Raw genomic sequence first — 15,972 nt, forward strand, 5'->3', positions numbered from 1 at the left:
GGTAGAGACCGGCGCTGAGCGCGCGCGTATGCCGGATCTCCCCCTCTGTCAGCGCGACATCCTCATCGCGACCTGAGAGCTTCATCCCTGCATACGGGATTTGCACCGTCGGTGAGACACGCCTGGAGGGCACGCCTACTTTCCAGAGTCGCCTCACCTGTGCGGTACGGAGGCCTGAGAGATTCCGGGGAGGTTGCTCCTTCGGCGCCCGGGTCACTCACCGGCGCCGCACGGGGTGCGCAGCCGGCCCGTGCCCAGGTCTCTCCCGCACAGGGTCAACAGCCTTTCCCGGCAATCGTACCGTCCCACCCCGAGTAGGGAGTTACCCCTACATTTCGGTTTTGCCGGGTTTTATCCCTGGACAGCGGGTATGAAGCCATCCCACCCGGCCCCGTAGATCTTCAGGGATATGCACGCGACAGCCCCGGCCCCCTCTCACAGGGGGAACACACCCCGTCCGGAACCTTCGGGATCAGCCCGTCTTGCGGGCCTTCCTGCGCCGGGCCAGCTCGTCACCTGGGTGGTCCTCCGAAGAGTCACGGCCGGCCGGCTCCGCGCGTTCCCCCGGCAGCTCCGCCAGGGAACCCTCGACCTCGCGCCACACTCCGCCGAGGGCGATGCCGAACACGCCCTGGCCGCCCTCCAGCAGGTCGATCACCTCGTCGGCCGAGGTGCACTCGTAGACGCTCACCCCGTCGCTCATCAGCGTGATCTGCGCCAGGTCGTTGACCCCGCGCTCGCGCAGGTGCTGCACGGCGGTGCGTATCTGCTGGAGCGACACGCCGGTGTCGAGCAACCGCTTGACCACCTTGAGCACGAGGATGTCGCGGAAGCTGTAGAGCCGCTGGGACCCCGACCCTTGCGCCGCGCGAACCGACGGCTCGACGAGCTGCGTGCGCGCCCAATAGTCGAGCTGACGGTAGGTGATGCCGGCCGCCGAGCACGCCGTCGGGCCGCGGTATCCGACGTCGGCGGGCAGTGACGCCGGCCGGTCGTCGAACAGCAGGCCCTGCTCGCCCGCGCGTTCCCGCGCCGACTGACGCTGGGCTGGATCGTGCTGGCCGGCCGTCTTACCCTCGCCGCTGCTGACCGCCACTGCGGACCTCCGGCTTCCTCTCATCCCACGGTCTGATCTGGGGGTTCATGAATTACAACCGTGGGTTCCCTTGCACCGTAGGACTGGCGCGATGCTCAGTCAACGATCCCGCCCGGCGCGTCGTGAAGCGTAAATGCCCGAAATGGCTAACCCGCACGGCCGAAGTCCTCAGGGGTGATCGTGTCAAGGAACTCACGGAACTTCTCGACCTCGTCCTCCTGGTCGTCGGGGATGATCACACCGGCCTCGCGCACGACGTCCTCGCTCGCGAAGATGCTGGCGCCGGTGCGCAGCGCCAGCGCGATCGAGTCGGACGGCCGGGCGCTCACCTCCACCCCGTTGGAGAACACCAGGTCGGCGAAGAAGATTCCGTCGCGCAACGCGACGATGTTCACCGCCTGCAGCCGCACGCCGAGGGCCTCGATGACGTCCTTGAACAAGTCGTGCGTGAGCGGCCGTGGAGGCGGCTCCTCCGCCTGTGCCAGCGCGATGGCCGTGGCCTCGGTCATCCCAATCCAGATCGGCAGATATCGCTCGCCCTTGGCCTCCTTGAGCAGGACTATGGGCTGGTTGGAGGGCATCTCGACGCGGACCCCCACGACCTCCATCTGCAACACAGGCTGCTCCGTCTCATTGGGTCGCCGGCCCGCTCCGGGCCCGTTCCCTCGCGGCTCTCGGCTCGCGGCGTGACCATCGCCGCAAAATTCAACGTAACATCCCCGCACCCCGAAATGTCCGGGCGGCTCCGTCAGCGGCCCAGAATGCCGCGCAGGCCGGTGCGGACCAGGGCGGTGTGCAGCTCCTGGAGCAGGGCGGACAGCTCTCTGGCGGCCTCCTCGGCCCGCCCTGCGGCGCCCGGCGCGCGCCGCCGCAGCAGCGGCGCGACGGCCTGTTCGACCAGCCCCGCCTCGCGCTCGGCGGCGGCCTTCAGCACTCTCAGGTGCCGGGGGTGCAGGCCGAACCTGGCCAGGGCGCCCGAGGCGCGGGCCACGGTCAGGGCTTCGGCGTCGTACCAGCGGGCGACCGGGGTGAGCAGGCCGTAGTCCTCCAGCTCGGCGAGGGTCTCCTCGTCGAGCTCGGCAGCCGTCAGCAGCTCGGCGCGGCTGAGCCGCACCTCGGCGACCGGCGCCTCACCGCCCACGGCGCGCGGGCGGGCCGGGCCGCCCGCGCCGTCGTGCTCGGCGGTCTCCAGATGGTCCTTGATCACGCGCAGCGGCAGGTAGCGGTCGCGCTGGGCGGTGAGGATGTAGCGCAGGCGCTCGACGTCGGCGTGGGTGAACTTGCGGTAGCCCGACGGGGACCGCTGGGGCTCGATGAGCCCCTCGCCCTCCAGAAAGCGGATCTTGGAGACGGTGACGTCGGGGAAGTCGGCCCGCAGGACCTCGAGGACCTCCCCGATGCTCATGAACGCCCTGGCCGCCTGCGCGCTCATCACCGCTCCTCCTCACCCACGCGTGAGGAACACCAGCCGGAACTTGCCGATCTGGACTTCGTCGCCGCCCGACAGCGGCAGCTCCTCGATGCGCTCTCTGTTGACGTAGGTGCCGTTGAGGCTGCCGACGTCCCTGGCGGTGAAGTAGTCGCCCCGCCGGTAGAACTCGGCGTGCCTGCGGGACACGGTCACATCGTCCAGGAAGATGTCGCTCTCGGGATGGCGGCCCGCTGTGGTGAGGTCGCTGTCGAGCAGGAAGCGGCTCCCGGCGTTCGGCCCGCGCATCACGACCAGCAGGGCCGTGCCGGGCGGCAGTTGCTCGACCGCCGCCCGATCGGGGATGAGCGTCTGTCCCGTCGCCTCGCCGTCCATCGCCTCGATCCCGCTCAGGGAGATCGTGGAGGTGGTGTCCCCCGGCGTGTTCTCGACGCGGCTCAGCGGCGACCCGCACCGTGAGCAGAAACGGGCGTCCTCAGGGTTGGCATTCCCGCACTGCGTGCAGTAGACGCTCGGCATCGATCGGCTCGGCCTCCTACCGCGAAGTCGCGGCGACGGTGCTCTGGGCGGCGTGCCTCGGTTCTTCGCTTCTCATGATTGCTCAGACTGCGAATGCCGCAACTTACGCTGATGAGTCGCAAAGGTCAAGATGAGGGCAGGCTCGCGCGTTCGGACATGCTGCTGACGCCAGCTCGCTCGGGTCTCGCAGGCGGGGGGCTCGCGTGTGCGGTTGACGGCGCTCGCCCCTCGTTCCCCTCCGACTCGGCTCGCCGCGCCGGTCCAAAGTTACCGCCCAGGCAGGCCTCCGGTCCATGCGCCGCGCCGTTCGAATGTGACTGGAATCGGGCGGTTCGCGGCAGAACATCGCCTCGACATCGCCTCGGTCAGGTGCCGACGGCGTGCTCCACGACGCGGGCCCAGCGTTCGAGGAGGCTCTGGGCGACGTCCAGGTCCTCCCCCTCGGCCCACAGGTGGGTCACCGCCTCGGTGGGGTCGGGCAGGATCAGCGCCCAGCCGCCGTCCTCCTCGACCACCCGCACGCCGTCGGTGGTGTCCAGGCGGTGGCCGTCGGCGGCCTCCACCACCGAGCGCATGACCGCCCCCTTGGCCGCCCACGGCGTCGGCACAGTGCGCTTGAGCATCTTGGCCTGCGGGATGCGGGCGTCGATCTGGCTGAGCGACAGGCGGGTGCGGGCGACCAGGCCGAGCAGGCGCAAAAACGCGGCCAGGCCGTCCACCGTCGGGGCGAACTCCGGGACGATGAACCCGCCGCGCCCGTCGGCCGCGAAGATCAGTTCGGGGTCGGCCGCCGCCGAGGTGAGGGCGTCCAGGGCCGTGGAGGTCCACTGCACCTGGGCGCCGTGGAAGCGGCACACCTGCTCGGCCACGCGGGTGGTGGTCACCGGCAGCGCGACCCGCCCGCCGCGCCGCTCGGCGGCGACCAGGTCGAGCACGACGAGCTGCGCGCGCTCCTCGCTGATCAGCTGGCCCATCTCGTCGACCAGCGAGATGCGCTCGCCGACGGGGTCGAAGCGCACGCCGAACGCGGCCCGGGAGGAGGCCACCAGTTCGGCCAGGCGCTGCAGGTCTCTGCGCCGCTCGGCCAGCGTCTCGGTGGGCGAGGCGTCGTCCAGCCTGTTGTTGACCGTGAGCACGTCGACGCCGACCCGGCCGAGCAGGCTGGGCAGCACCAGGGAGGAGGTGCCGCCGGCGCAGTCGATGACGACCTTCATCTCGGCGTCACGCACCCCCGACATGTCGACCCAGCGCAGCAGCTCGCGGGTGTAGTCCTCGACCGCGCGGGCGGGGAAGCTCAGTTCGGCGATCTCGCCAGGGAAGGCGCGCCGGAACTCCTGGCGGGAGAAGACGCGCTCAAGCTTGCGCTGGGCCCCCTGGGAGAGGTCGGCGCCGTTCTCGTCCATGAAGATGATGTCGACGCTCTGCGGGTCGCCCGGGGTGGTGCGCAGGGCGATGCCGCCGGAGGCGGTCTCGTTGGAGGTGTGGAAGCGGGCGACCGGCAGCGGCGCGGCCTCCAGGTCGAGCACATTGATCGCGCTGGCGGTGAGCGCGCTGATCACGGCCCGCTTGAGCGCCCGGGCGGCCCGCGAGGAGTCGCGGGAGGTGATGACCGAGGCGCCCTTCTTCAGGGTGGTGGCGTAGGCGCTGGCCAGGCGCACGCACAGCTCGGGGGTGATCTCGACGTTGACCAGGCCGGAGACCCCGCGCGGCCCGAACAGGCTGCGCTGGCCGCGCGACTCCCAGATGACGCTGGTGTTGACCACCGCGCCGGCCTCGATCGTCTTGAACGGGTAGATCTTGACGCCGGAGGAGACGTAGGCCTCGGCCTCGATGACGCACTCGTCGCCGACGATGGCGTTCTCCTCGATGCGCGCGCCGGTCATCACGTCGGTGTTCTTGCCGATCACGCAGCCGCGCAGGTGGGCGCTCGGCCCGATGTAGACGTTGTCGTGGACGACGGCCCGGTGCAGGAAGGCGCCCTCCTTGACCACGACGTTGTCGCCGAGGACGGTGTACTCGCGCAGCTCGGCGCCGGCCTCGACCTTGGCGTAGCCGCCGATGTACAGCGGGCCCTTCAGGATGGCGTCGGGGTCGACCGAGGCGCCCTCGGCCACCCAGACGCCCGGGGACAGCTCGAAGCCGTCGGCGTCCAGCCGCACCCGGCCCGACAGGGCGTCGGCCTGGGCCTTGAGGTAGCTCTCGTGGGTGCCGACGTCCTCCCAGTAGCCGCCGGCGACGTAGCCGTACAGCGGGGCGCCCCTGGCCAGCAGCTTGGGGAACACGTCGCCCGACCAGTCGACCGGCACCCCCGGGGCGACCTCGTCCAGGACCTCGGGCTCCATGACGTAGACGCCGGTGTTCACGGTGTCGGAGAACACCTGGCCCCAGGTGGGCTTCTCCAGGAAGCGCTGCACCCTGCCCTGCTCGTCGACGATGATGATGCCGAACTCCAGCGGGTTCGGCACCCGCTTGAGGCCGATGGTGACCAGGGCGCCGTTCTCCTCGTGGAACCTGATCATGTCGGTGAGGTCGACGTCGGTCAGCGCGTCGCCCGAGATGACCAGGAAGCGCTCGTCGCGCAGCTTGTCGGCGGCGTTCTTGACGCTGCCGGCGGTGCCGAGGGGGATCTCCTCGGTGGCGTAGTGCAGGCTCATGCCGAGCTCGCCGCCGTCGCCGAAGTAGTTGCGCACCAGGGCGGCCAGGAACTGCACGGTGACGACGGTCTCGGTGAAGCCGTGCCGCCGCAGCAGGCGGAGCACGTGCTCCATGATCGGGCGGTTGACCACGGGGAGCAGCGGCTTGGGCTGGTTGGCGGTCATCGGCCGCAGCCGAGTGCCTTCGCCGCCCGCCATCACGACGGCCTTCACAGATCACCCTCCGCCTGTCTCGTCACGGTGGGCACACGGTCACGCTCGCGCGGGCACTCGCCGCCGGGACCCGCCGGGGCGCGTCCCGCGATCGTTCATGCCCGGCTCGCCCCTCCGATGAGCCGGCGCCCCTGAACCACGTACAGCGCCCCCGCCCACCAATACAGACCTGTTCCCCAGATGGCAAAGGCCCATCCCATGATCCGGGACACGTCGGCGTACCAGCCTTCGTGCGAGGCCAGGAACAGCAGCGGAAAGGCGTAGAGCAGGCAGGCGGTGGCCGCCTTGCCCAGGAAGTGGACCGGCAGGGCCGGGCCGAAGCCGTACCTGCGCAGGACGGGCACGCCGAGCATGAGCACCACGTCCCTGCCGATGATCAGCGCGGCGAGCCACCAGGGCATCACCTCGCGCAGGGTCAGGCCGATCAGCGTGGCCAGGATGTACAGGCGGTCGGCGACCGGGTCGAGCAGCCGCCCGAGCTTGCTGGTCTGGTTCCAGGCCCTGGCGAGCTTGCCGTCCAGCCAGTCGGAGATGCCGGCCAGCATGAGCAGCACCAGCGCCCAGCCGTCGGCCTTGGGGCCGAGCACCAGCCACAGGAAGACCGGCACGCCGAGCAGCCGCAGCATGCTCAGGATGTTCGGAACCGTCCAGATGCGGTCCTCCGCCGATTTCACCCGTGACTCCCCTCCGTGAACCTGGTGCCGACCCTACCCGGGGCCGGCCGCTGACGGCGGAGGGGGCGAACCCGGCCGGTCGGGTCGTGCGGCCGGGCGCCGCGGCCGTATCGTGGGGATGGCGTGGCGCGCACGCCGCCGGTTCGGTCAGATGGCTACATTTCCGGCAAAGTCGGCATCCTCCCCAAGGCGGAGATGGCATCCTCCTGGGGACCACGAGATCGGCCGGACGGCGGAAGTGAGCGGACCGTTTTGGGCTTTAATGTCAGTGCCATGGCCAACGATGCAGCGCTGTTCTTCGGGCAGTTCGTCAAAGCGCCCGGCACCACGGGGGCGGTGGCGCCCAGCTCGCGCCGCCTGGCGAGGGTCGTCTCCACTCCGGTGCCCGAGGGCGGCGATCCGGTCATCGTCGAACTAGGCCCGGGGACGGGCGTGTTCACCGACGAGATCCAGCGGCGGCTGGGCGGCCGGGGTCACCACCTGGCCGTCGAGATCAACCCCGCGCTCGCCGCGCGGCTGGCCGAGCGCCACCCCGGGGCCAGGGTCGTGGTGGCCGACGCGGTCAACCTCCCGCAACTGCTGGCCAAGCACGACCTCGACCGGGCCGACGCGGTGATCAGCGGGCTGCCGTGGGCGGCCTTCCCCGCCCTGCTGCAGGACAGGCTGCTCGGCGCGATCACCGAGACGCTCGCCCCCGACGGGGCCTTCACCACCTTCGCCTACGTGCACGCGCGCACGTTGCCGCCCGCCGTCCGCTTCCGCCGCCGCCTGCTCGAGGCGTTCGAGGAGGTCGTGGCGAGCCGCACCGTGTGGGGCAACGTGCCGCCCGCCTTCGTCTACCACGCGCGCCGGCCGCGCCGCTGATCCCTTCTCCCCCGGCGCGGCCCTCGCCCGCGGACCGAACGGCGTTCTACCATTGCGGCCGACGGGATAGGAGTGATCAAGGTGGACTTCACGCTTCCGGAGAGCGCCCAAGAGGTTCAGCGGGGCGTCGCCGCCATCTGCTCGCGCTACGACATGGACTACTGGCAGCGCTGCGAGGCGGAGAAGCGGTGGCCGGAGGAGGTGTGGGCCGAGCTGGCCAAGGGCGGCTGGCTGGGCCTCGCCGTGCCCGAGGAGTACGGGGGCGGCGGCCAGGGCCTGCTGGAGCTCGCCGTGGCCACCGAGACTCTGTCGGCGTCCGGCTCGGCCGGCGGGTCGGCGTTCACCTACGTGCTGACGCCCGGCTTCGGCGCGCTGACCCTGGCCCGCCACGGGACCGCCGAGCAGAAGGCCGCGCTCCTGCCGAAGCTCGCCACCGGCGAGGCCGAGACGTGCTTCGCGCTGACCGAGCCGGACGCGGGGTCCAACTCCCTGGCCATCTCCACCTTCGCGCGCCGCGACGGCGACGAGTACGTGATCAACGGCCAGAAGATCTGGATCACCGGCGTCCAGCGGGCGAGCCGGATGCTGCTGGTCACCCGCACCATCCCCGCCGCCGAGGCCAAGCCCCGCACGAACGGCCTGACCGTGTTCCTGGTGGACGTCCCGGAGGCGGTGGCCGCGGGACGGCTGTCCTACCGCCCGATCCCCAAGATGGGCGCCAACACCACCCCGTCCAACATGGTCTTCATCGACGATCTGCGCGTGCCGGCGTCGAGCGTGGTCGGCGAGGTCGACCAGGGCGCCCTGGTGCTGTGGGACATCCTCAACCCCGAGCGCGTCCTGCTGGGCGCCAGCGCGCTCGGCGCGGCGGAGGTGGCGCTGCGCGTGGCGGTCTCCTACGCCAAGGAGCGTGAGGTGTTCGGCCGCCCGATCGGGGCCAACCAGGCCATCGCCTTCCCGCTGGCACAGGTCAAGGCCAAGATCGAGCTCGCCCGGCTGATGCTGTATAAGGCGGCCTGGCTGTTCGACCGGAACCTGCCCTGCGGCACCGAGGCCAACATCGCCAAGCTCGCCGCCTCGCAGGCCGCGTGGGAGGCGGCCGACCACGCCTTCCAGACCCACGGCGGCATGGCCTACTCCCTGGAGTACCCGGTCGCGCGGCTGCTCGCCGACGCCCGCATCGGCCGGGTGGCGCCGGTCACCGAGGAGCTCCTGCTCAACTACCTGGCGACCCAGGTGCTCGGCCTGCCCCGCAGCTTCTGACCGCCGCCGGCGCCGCGCTCCCGGGCGGGGCGGACGGCCCGGCGGCCGTCCTCGCCGGGTTCAGGGCATCGCCGCCTCGACCAGGGCGTCCACCAGGCGGTTGTCGTCACCGCGCTCGGGGTGCCACTGGACGCCGACGCAGAACCGGTGGCCCTGGAGCTCCACCGCCTCGATGATCTGGTCGTCGGCCCACGCCACCGCCAGCAGCCCGTCGCCGAGCCGCCTGAGGGCCTGGTGGTGCGGCATGGCCACCTCCATGCGGTCGCCCACGGCCTTGCCCACCTTGCTGGACACGCTGACCTGGAGGACATGCGGGGCGGCGGCGGCGTGCCGTTCGTGGTGCACCGCGTCGGGCAGCCACGGGATCAGCGTGCCGCCGAGGGCGATGTTCAGCACGTGCATGCCGCGGGCCACGCCGAGGACCGGGATGCCGGCCTGGATGGCCGCGGCGGCCAGCGCGATCTCGAAGCGGTCGCGCCGGGGCTCGGGCTCCTCCACCCGCTCGTCGCGCTCCTCGCCGTAGGCGGCGGGGTCGACCTCCACGCCTCCTGCCAGGATGAGCCCCGAGATGCCGCGCACGTAGCCGTCGATCGCGCCCAGGCTCAGCGGAGGGATCAGCACCGGGGCGCCTCCGGCCTTGTCCACCGCCTTGGCGTAGGCCGGGGGCGACAGCACCGCCTCGCGCACCCAGGTGCCCCAGCGGGCGGCGTCGAAGTAGGTGGTGATACCGATCAGGGGTCGGGACATGCGGTCTCCAGGGGCTCGCGCAAGGTCGTACCGCCAAACCGCAGCGGCACTCAGCCCGTATGCAGTGGCGAACCCATCATGGCGCACAACATTTCGGGTATGTCACGAATCCCGGTATCGAGTACGTCACTTCAGCATCTTCTGTCCCGTTCGCCACACCGGCACCATGCCCGCGGGCGACCGGAGGGGGCGTCCGCGGGGCCGCCACGGGCGACGTCCCGCGCGGCGGCCCGGAGCGCGGCCGGCGGTCGCGTCGCTTTTGACCAGGCATTGTCGAGAGCCGGAGAATGTCCGGTAAACGCGAATGCGATTCCTTTTCACTTCTCGTTCGAGCGGCCGGAACCGCCGATTACCCGCAATCACGCATCGATTACGAACGGTTCCCTTTCACGGCACCTTGTGGTGAAACGGTTGTGAGGCGCATGAGGGAATGGAAGACTTCATTTCGAGCGACCGGTAGTGCCGGGGCCGCCGACGCTCACGACCCGGACCGTCAGGGAGGTGCGACAACAAGATCGGACATCGAATCCGATCAATTAGGGTGGCATCAACAAATGTCGTTGAATCCGCGTCTCATCAAGGAAAGCTTCTCGGCCATCGAGCCGGTCATGGGCAGGGCCGTCGCCTACTTCTACGGGCGGCTGTTCGCTGAGAGCCCACAGTTGCGCAGCATGTTCCCTCCCGCCATGGACGTTCAGCGCGACCGGCTCTTCGCCGCCCTGACCCGCATCGTGTGGAGCCTGGACAGCCCCGGCAGCCTGAGCTCCTATCTGGGACAGCTCGGCCGGGACCACCGCAAGTACGGCGTGCTCGCCGAGCACCACACCGCCGTGGGCAACGCGCTGCTCGCGACGATCCGGCGCTTCTCCGGCGACGCCTGGACCACCGAGGTCGAGGCGGCCTGGGTCGCCGCCTACACCACGGCGGCCAACATGATGATCGACGCCGCCGAGGCCGACGCGGGGGTCTCCCCCGCCTGGTGGCTGGCCGAGGTCGTCGACCACGAGCTGCGCACCCCCGACATCGCGGTGATCACGCTGCGTCCCGGCACGCCGATGACCTTCGTCGCGGGGCAGTACGTGGACGTGCAGGTGGCGCGCTGGCCGAGGGTGTGGCGCACGTACTCCATCGCCAACGCGCCCCGTCCCGACAACACCATCCGGCTGCACGTGCGGGCCGTGCGCGGCGGCTGGGTGAGCACCGCCCTGGTCTCCCACACGCGCATCGGCGACACCGTCCTGCTCGGCGCGCCCGTCGGCACCATGGCCCCTCCGCCCGAGGACCCGGCGCGCGACATCCTGTGCGTCGCCGGCGGCACCGGCCTGGCCCCGCTCAAGGCGATCATCGAGCACGTCATCGCCTCCGGCCGCCGTTCCAACATCCACCTGCTGCACGGCGCGCGCACCGCCGCCGAGCTGTACGACCTGGCGGACCTGATCCGCATGGAGTCCGGCCACCCCTGGCTGCGCGTGCTTCCGGTGGTGTCGGGCGAGCCGGCCTACGACGGCATGCGCGGGACGCTGCCGGACGTCGTGCGGCGCTTCCACTCCTTCGCCGACCACGAGGTCTACGTCTGCGGCCCGCCGGCCATGGTGCATGAGACGGTGCGCCGGCTGCAGCAGGACGGGGTGCCGCCGGCGCGCATCCACCGGGACCTCGACCAGACCGAGCGCCTGCCCGTTTCCCTTCGCCAACCAGATACTCCAGGAGAATCCCGACGAACCGATCGCCCAAATCCCGAGGACTCCGGCGAGCACTGGCGCGACGTGGCACGATGATGCCGATCCGCGCGCAGCGGCCACCACGTCTATCGGGTCTATCGGGTCACCACGCCGGCCGGGGGACCGGCGATGCGTGTCCCGGCACCGCGAAAGGAAGGGGCGATCATGCGGCGCACGCTGCTCGCCGCCGTCACCAGGCGGCCCTCTCCCCCCGTCGGCAGGTTCCTTCTCATCGCCCCGGCGGTGCGCTGACTCCCATGGCCCGACCGGTCACGCTCGTGACATTCGTGCTGCCGAGCATGCTGGGGCACTGGGGTGGCGGGGCGACGGAGGTGCGCGTCTTCGCGGTCGCCTACGCGGGCGAAGAGCGTCCGACGCTCGGCGCCGCCCTGGACACCCTGCGCCGCACCCACCCCAAGCTCGAACGGCGGCTGTGCGACGAGTACGGCGGCATCCGCCGCCACATCAGCATGTTCGTCTGCGGAGAGAACGCCCGCCGGCTGGGCGGCCTGTCGTGCGCCTTACCCCCGGGGGCCGAGGTCTACGTCATGCCGGCCCTGTGAGGGCGGCTCAGGGGGCGACGCGGCCCGCGGCGTTGAAGGCCGCGTGCGTGAGCGGCATCAGCCCGGCCCAGATGGCCTCCATCTTCTCGGCCACCATCTCGATCTCGCGTTGCGGGAACGACGGCACGCTCGCGCGCTCGTCCTTGGTGCGCAGCGACAGGAAGTGCATCAGCGACCGGGCGTTGCAGGTGGCGTACATGGAGGAGAACAGCCCGACGGGGAGCACGGCGCGCGCGACCTCCCGGGCGATGCCGGCCTCCAGCATCTCGCGGTAGGCCTCGTAGGAGCGCCGGTAGGACAGCTCCATCGCCTCGGTCACCAGCTTGTGCTGCTCTTCGTCGCCCTCGACGAACTGGTAGCGCCCGGGCTTGCCCTCCTGCACGAGCTTCCGCTCACCCCCAGGCACATAGAAATCAGGCTGAAGCTCCCTATATCTCCCACTCTCCTCGTTGTACGACCATCCCGCCCTGTGGCGGTGGAACTCGCGGAAGACCATGATCGGGGCGTGGATGAAGAAGGTCATCGAGTTGTGCTCGAAGGGGCTGCCGTGGCGGTCGCGCATGAGGTAGCCGATCAGGCCCTTGGAGCGCTCGGCGTCCTGGCCGACCGCCTGGAGGGACTGCTCGCCCGCCGTGGACACCCGGGCGGCCCACACCACGTCGGAGTCGGCGGCGCTGTGCCTGACCAGCTCCACCGTCACGTCGCTGAGAAATCGCAAAAGCCCTGCCCCCTCGCCTGTCCTTCGTGGCCGCCCACATCGTAGTCCAGGGATAAGCGCAGGTGAGGCGGGTCAGGTGATGTCGCGGCGCATCGTGGTGACCGAGGCGACGGTCGCGAAGACCAGCGCGTAGCCGATGAGCAGCGCGGCGCCCGCCCACGCCGGAAGGTACTGGCCGCCGAGCGGCGAGGCCACCCCGTACACCGCCTGCGCGGCCCCGCCCGGCAGCCACTTGCCGACGCTCGGCAGCAGGGCGACCAGCAGGCTCTCCAGCACGTAGACCCAGCCGATCCCCACGACGATCGCGGCGATCTGGTTGCGCAGCAGCGACCCAAGGGCGAGCCCGAGGACGGTGTACAGGGCCATGGCCGCGACCACCCCCAGGCACAGGCGCGCCACGTCGCCGCCGATCAGCGACAACTCGCCGCCCTTGATGAGGATCGCCGGGATGCCGAGGGCGAAGGCCAGCGCGATCCCGGCCAGGCCGAACAGCACGCCCACGACCGAGCAGGCCAGAAGCTTGGCGGCGACCACGCGCCCGCGGCGCGGCGTCACCAGGAAGGTGTGGGTGATGGTCTGGAAGCGGTACTCGCCGGTCATGAGCAGGGTGCCGATCACGAAGGAGAACACCAGCCCGGTGCCGGCCTGGCTGAACAGGTTGAGCACCCCCTGGGGTTCGGTGATCTGGGGGGTGCCCTGCTGTCCCGAGAAGACGCTCAGCGCGACGAGGCCGATCGCGGTGAAGCCCAGCGACAGGGCGAGCATGCCCCACACCATGCGCGTGGTGAAGACCTTCTGCAGCTCGGCCCTGACCAGCCTGATCATGACGTCCCTCCGGGGGTCTCGGTCAGGGCGGGCGCCGTGCCCCCGCCGTCCCCGCCGTGTCCGCCGGACCCGGCGTCCGCGCCCGGCGGCGGCGCCGGGTCGCCGGTGAGTTCGAGGAAGACCTGTTCGAGGTCGGAACGCCGCCTGGCCAGCTCGGACAGCACGACCGCCTCGTCCAGAGCCGCCTGGCCGATCGTCTCGGGCGGCACGCCGCGGACCCACAGCACCCCGTTCTCTGGGGACTCGACCGTCGCGCCGGCCGCCTCCAGGCGGGGACGCAGCCGCTCGGCCTCGGCCGCGGCCACGCGCACGCCGTTGTCGCCGCCGGCGGTCAGCTCCGACAGCGTGCCCTGCCTGATCAGCCGGCCCCGGGCGATGATGACGATGTCGTCGACGGTCTGCTCGACCTCGGCCAGGACGTGGCTGGAGACCAGCACGGCGCACCCCTGGTCGTCGGCGAGGTACCTCAGGAAGCCGCGCAGCCACTGGATGCCCGCCGGGTCCAGGCCGTTGGACGGCTCGTCGAGTATGAGGACCTTCGGGGTACCGAGCAGCGCGGTGGCCAGAGCCAGGCGCTGCCGCATGCCGAGGGAGAACCCGCCCACCCGCTTGGCCGCCGCGTCGGCGAGGCCGACCTGTTCGAGCGTCTCTCCGGCGCGCGCCGCGGGCAGCCCGGCGGCGGTGCACAGCACCTTGAGGTGGTCGCGGGCCGTGCGGCCGGGGTGGAAGTTCGTCGCCTCCAGCACCGCGCCGACCTCCGACAGCGGCGCCGCCAGGTCGGCGTACCCGCGGCCGTTGACGAGCGCCCTGCCCGAGTCGGGCGTGACCAGGCCGAGAAGGCAGCGCAGCGTGGTGGTCTTGCCCGCGCCGTTGGGGCCGAGAAACCCGGTGACGGTGCCCGGCTCGACGGTGAAGGACACGTCGTCCACGGCCCGGACCGAGCCGAACGACTTGGACAGGTTGTGGATCTCAATGGCAGGCATCAGGCCTGATTATTGGGCAAGTCGATCGACGTGCACAGCGGTTTCCGCTGATTTACGCCACAACGATATGGATCGTCTACAGCCGGTAGACGCGGCGGGCGTTGCCGGATCCGATCATGTGGGCCACGCGGGCGGCGTCGGCGGCGCTCCACTCTCCGTCCCGCAGCCGCGCGGCGAGCGCGCGGGTCAGGCCGCGCCGGAAGTACAGGGCGCCGAGGTGGCACGTCTCGGCGACGCCATGGCAGCCGGAGCTGAACATCAGCTTGTGGTAGGGCGCCAGTTCCAGCAGCTCTCCGATGGTCGCCGCCGAGCCGGAGGCCGTGGAGGCCGGCGCCGGTCCGACGTCGACGTACACGTGGGGGTGCACGCCGGCCAGGTAGGCCGCCTGCCGGTGGTAGGGGTAGCAGTGCAGGATCACCGGGACGCCGGACGGCAGCGCCCGGAGGAAGCCGGTCATCAGCGCCGGGTCCGACCGGTGCGGGTCGGCGCACGCGTCGCCGTACCCGGTGTGCACCTGCAGCGGCAGCCCGCGTTCGCGGGCGATGTCCACCGCCGTCCAGAGCAGGTGGCGCAGCAGGTCGGGGTCGGTGAGCGGGCCGGCGGGGCCGGCGAGCCTGCGGGCCGCCGCGGCGATGACGGCGCCGCGGCTCGGGCGCGAGTGCGTGGAGTCCAGGCCGCAGCGGTGGGCGACGACGGTCTTGAGCCCGACGGCCCTGGCCGCCCGCGCGGCCAGCCGTTCCTCCAGCGCGTCAAGGTAGCCGACGCAGGTGAGGCCCTCGCGGGCGACGTCCTGCTCGACGCGTTCCAGCCGGACGATCTCGTCGGCGGCGGCGCCGCCGAGCCGTCCCATCTCGGCCGCCGTCAGCAGTTCACGGCCCCCGTGCCCGCCGTGTCCCCCGTGCCCGCCGTCGACGAGGAAGGCCACGACGCCGGCCGCGCGCAGCAGCCGGGTGTTGGCCTCCCGCGCGCCGAGCTCGGCCCTGCGCTCCAGGTAGACGGCCGCCGGGGCGTGCGGTTCGAGGCCCAGCACCGGCCCGCACCAGCGGCGGACGGCCGTGCCGGCCGGGGTGTCGAAGTGGGTGGTGCCGGGTGGCGCGGGGGTGTCCGCCTCGGTGATCAGCAGCTCGAACTGCGCCCGGGTGAGCTCGTCGCGGCGGACGCCGTGGCAGTGGTGGTCCACCAGCGGTGCCAGCACCGCGGCCCGCACCACGTCCGGAACCGAGGCGGACAGCGGATCCCGGAGGCCGGGGACGACGGACAGCGGATCCCGGAGATCGGGGATGGCGGACAGCGGATCCCGGAGGTCCGGGGCAGCGGACAGCGGATCCCAGAGGCCGGGGACGGCGGACGACGGGGCCCGGGAGTCCGGGACGGCGGCCGGCGGGGCGCTCGGGGGCTCGACCGGCGGCGTCCCGGTGTGATGCATCGGCCACCTCGCCCCGCTCGTCGGTCCTGTGGCGCGCCCGAGACGCCGGGCGGGCCGGGACGTCCTCCCGCCCGGCCGCCCGGCCCGCGCCGCCTGTGGACTCTACGGCCGCGCCCGGCCGCCGGAGCCGGGTTCGCCCGCCCTTTACCCAACCCCGGCACACCCGCGACCTGACGACCCGGTCCCGCCTCCGCGCACCCGCGATCCGACGGGCCGGCTCACTCCCGTGCGGTCGCGGCGTCCGCCCGGCGTGGCCGGCCGGAAGGCGTCCGGGCCG

Annotated in this window: 16 protein-coding genes and 1 riboswitch; of the genes, 5 read left to right on the forward strand and 11 right to left on the reverse strand. The window is 71.6% G+C overall.

Annotated elements, in window-relative coordinates; translation table 11 throughout:
- Window positions 1-152 precede the first annotated feature (152 nt).
- A riboswitch (glycine riboswitch) is annotated at window positions 153-278 on the reverse strand.
- 194 nt (window positions 279-472) lie between these two features.
- The 6 genes from ACZ6QO_RS25760 to ACZ6QO_RS25785 form a co-directional block, all read right to left on the reverse strand.
- Window positions 473-1,096 (reverse strand): MerR family transcriptional regulator, encoded by a 624-nt coding sequence (locus ACZ6QO_RS25760; RefSeq protein WP_465854169.1) that lies wholly within the window; start codon window positions 1,094-1,096, stop codon window positions 473-475.
- 146 nt (window positions 1,097-1,242) lie between these two features.
- Window positions 1,243-1,713 (reverse strand): bifunctional nuclease family protein, encoded by a 471-nt coding sequence (locus tag ACZ6QO_RS25765; RefSeq protein WP_380846055.1) that lies wholly within the window; start codon window positions 1,711-1,713, stop codon window positions 1,243-1,245.
- A gap of 131 nt (window positions 1,714-1,844) precedes the next feature.
- Window positions 1,845-2,528: a transcriptional regulator FtsR gene (gene ftsR, locus ACZ6QO_RS25770; RefSeq protein ID WP_465854170.1), complete on the reverse strand. Its 684-nt coding sequence runs from the start codon at window positions 2,526-2,528 to the stop codon at window positions 1,845-1,847.
- Window positions 2,529-2,540: 12 nt separating this feature from the next.
- Window positions 2,541-3,044, reverse strand: a complete 504-nt coding sequence (locus ACZ6QO_RS25775) for an FHA domain-containing protein (RefSeq protein ID WP_380846061.1) — start codon at window positions 3,042-3,044, stop codon at window positions 2,541-2,543.
- A gap of 365 nt (window positions 3,045-3,409) precedes the next feature.
- Window positions 3,410-5,911 (reverse strand): sugar phosphate nucleotidyltransferase, encoded by a 2,502-nt coding sequence (locus tag ACZ6QO_RS25780; protein ID WP_465854171.1) that lies wholly within the window; start codon window positions 5,909-5,911, stop codon window positions 3,410-3,412.
- A gap of 95 nt (window positions 5,912-6,006) precedes the next feature.
- Window positions 6,007-6,585 (reverse strand): CDP-alcohol phosphatidyltransferase family protein, encoded by a 579-nt coding sequence (locus tag ACZ6QO_RS25785; protein WP_465854172.1) that lies wholly within the window; start codon window positions 6,583-6,585, stop codon window positions 6,007-6,009.
- Between the two features lie 273 nt (window positions 6,586-6,858).
- Between ACZ6QO_RS25785 and ACZ6QO_RS25790 the strand changes: the two genes are divergently transcribed.
- Both ACZ6QO_RS25790 and ACZ6QO_RS25795 read left to right on the forward strand, forming a co-directional pair.
- Window positions 6,859-7,449: a class I SAM-dependent methyltransferase gene (locus ACZ6QO_RS25790; protein ID WP_465854173.1), complete on the forward strand. Its 591-nt coding sequence runs from the start codon at window positions 6,859-6,861 to the stop codon at window positions 7,447-7,449.
- Between the two features lie 81 nt (window positions 7,450-7,530).
- The gene (locus tag ACZ6QO_RS25795; protein ID WP_465854174.1) at window positions 7,531-8,712 is read left to right on the forward strand and encodes an acyl-CoA dehydrogenase family protein; all 1,182 of its coding nucleotides are present in this window, start codon (window positions 7,531-7,533) and stop codon (window positions 8,710-8,712) included.
- A 60-nt stretch (window positions 8,713-8,772) separates the two neighbouring features.
- On the opposite strand, the gene ACZ6QO_RS25800 is transcribed toward ACZ6QO_RS25795, so the two are convergent.
- Window positions 8,773-9,459 (reverse strand): gamma-glutamyl-gamma-aminobutyrate hydrolase family protein, encoded by a 687-nt coding sequence (locus ACZ6QO_RS25800; RefSeq protein WP_465854175.1) that lies wholly within the window; start codon window positions 9,457-9,459, stop codon window positions 8,773-8,775.
- A 554-nt stretch (window positions 9,460-10,013) separates the two neighbouring features.
- On the opposite strand from ACZ6QO_RS25800, the gene ACZ6QO_RS25805 reads away from it, so the two are divergent.
- From ACZ6QO_RS25805 to ACZ6QO_RS25815, 3 genes are all read left to right on the forward strand, one after another.
- Window positions 10,014-11,237 (forward strand): globin domain-containing protein, encoded by a 1,224-nt coding sequence (locus ACZ6QO_RS25805; RefSeq protein WP_465854176.1) that lies wholly within the window; start codon window positions 10,014-10,016, stop codon window positions 11,235-11,237.
- A 72-nt stretch (window positions 11,238-11,309) separates the two neighbouring features.
- On the forward strand, window positions 11,310-11,432 hold the full coding sequence (locus tag ACZ6QO_RS25810) for a hypothetical protein (protein ID WP_465854177.1): 123 nt from the start codon (window positions 11,310-11,312) through the stop codon (window positions 11,430-11,432).
- Between the two features lie 5 nt (window positions 11,433-11,437).
- The gene (locus tag ACZ6QO_RS25815; RefSeq protein WP_465854178.1) at window positions 11,438-11,743 is read left to right on the forward strand and encodes a ubiquitin family protein; all 306 of its coding nucleotides are present in this window, start codon (window positions 11,438-11,440) and stop codon (window positions 11,741-11,743) included.
- Window positions 11,744-11,750: 7 nt separating this feature from the next.
- Here ACZ6QO_RS25815 and thyX read toward each other — a convergent pair whose 3' ends face one another.
- The 4 genes from thyX to ACZ6QO_RS25835 form a co-directional block, all read right to left on the reverse strand.
- Entirely contained in the window at window positions 11,751-12,461 is a 711-nt protein-coding gene (gene thyX / locus ACZ6QO_RS25820) for an FAD-dependent thymidylate synthase (RefSeq protein WP_465854179.1), read from the reverse strand.
- A 72-nt stretch (window positions 12,462-12,533) separates the two neighbouring features.
- Window positions 12,534-13,286: an ABC transporter permease gene (locus ACZ6QO_RS25825; protein WP_465854180.1), complete on the reverse strand. Its 753-nt coding sequence runs from the start codon at window positions 13,284-13,286 to the stop codon at window positions 12,534-12,536.
- Window positions 13,283-14,269: an ABC transporter ATP-binding protein gene (locus ACZ6QO_RS25830; protein WP_465854181.1), complete on the reverse strand. Its 987-nt coding sequence runs from the start codon at window positions 14,267-14,269 to the stop codon at window positions 13,283-13,285. The genes ACZ6QO_RS25825 and ACZ6QO_RS25830 overlap by 4 nt, the downstream gene beginning before the upstream one ends.
- Window positions 14,270-14,345: 76 nt before the next feature.
- Complete coding sequence (locus tag ACZ6QO_RS25835) at window positions 14,346-15,695, reverse strand: amidohydrolase family protein (RefSeq protein ID WP_465854182.1); 1,350 nt, start codon at window positions 15,693-15,695, stop codon at window positions 14,346-14,348.
- Between the last annotated feature and the right edge of the window lie 277 nt (window positions 15,696-15,972).

The organism is Sphaerisporangium sp. NPDC049457 (genome assembly GCF_055586705.1).

Coding starts and splice junctions, on each gene's coding strand:
- ACZ6QO_RS25815 (WP_465854178.1), top strand. CDS start 11,438: ATGGCCCGACCGGTCACGCTCGTGACATTCGTGCTGCCGAGCATGCTG.
- ftsR (WP_465854170.1), bottom strand. CDS start 2,528: ATGAGCGCGCAGGCGGCCAGGGCGTTCATGAGCATCGGGGAGGTCCTC.
- ACZ6QO_RS25800 (WP_465854175.1), bottom strand. CDS start 9,459: ATGTCCCGACCCCTGATCGGTATCACCACCTACTTCGACGCCGCCCGC.
- ACZ6QO_RS25830 (WP_465854181.1), bottom strand. CDS start 14,269: ATGCCTGCCATTGAGATCCACAACCTGTCCAAGTCGTTCGGCTCGGTC.
- ACZ6QO_RS25775 (WP_380846061.1), bottom strand. CDS start 3,044: ATGCCGAGCGTCTACTGCACGCAGTGCGGGAATGCCAACCCTGAGGAC.
- ACZ6QO_RS25805 (WP_465854176.1), top strand. CDS start 10,014: ATGTCGTTGAATCCGCGTCTCATCAAGGAAAGCTTCTCGGCCATCGAG.
- ACZ6QO_RS25825 (WP_465854180.1), bottom strand. CDS start 13,286: ATGATCAGGCTGGTCAGGGCCGAGCTGCAGAAGGTCTTCACCACGCGC.
- ACZ6QO_RS25810 (WP_465854177.1), top strand. CDS start 11,310: ATGCGTGTCCCGGCACCGCGAAAGGAAGGGGCGATCATGCGGCGCACG.
- ACZ6QO_RS25835 (WP_465854182.1), bottom strand. CDS start 15,695: ATGCATCACACCGGGACGCCGCCGGTCGAGCCCCCGAGCGCCCCGCCG.
- ACZ6QO_RS25790 (WP_465854173.1), top strand. CDS start 6,859: ATGGCCAACGATGCAGCGCTGTTCTTCGGGCAGTTCGTCAAAGCGCCC.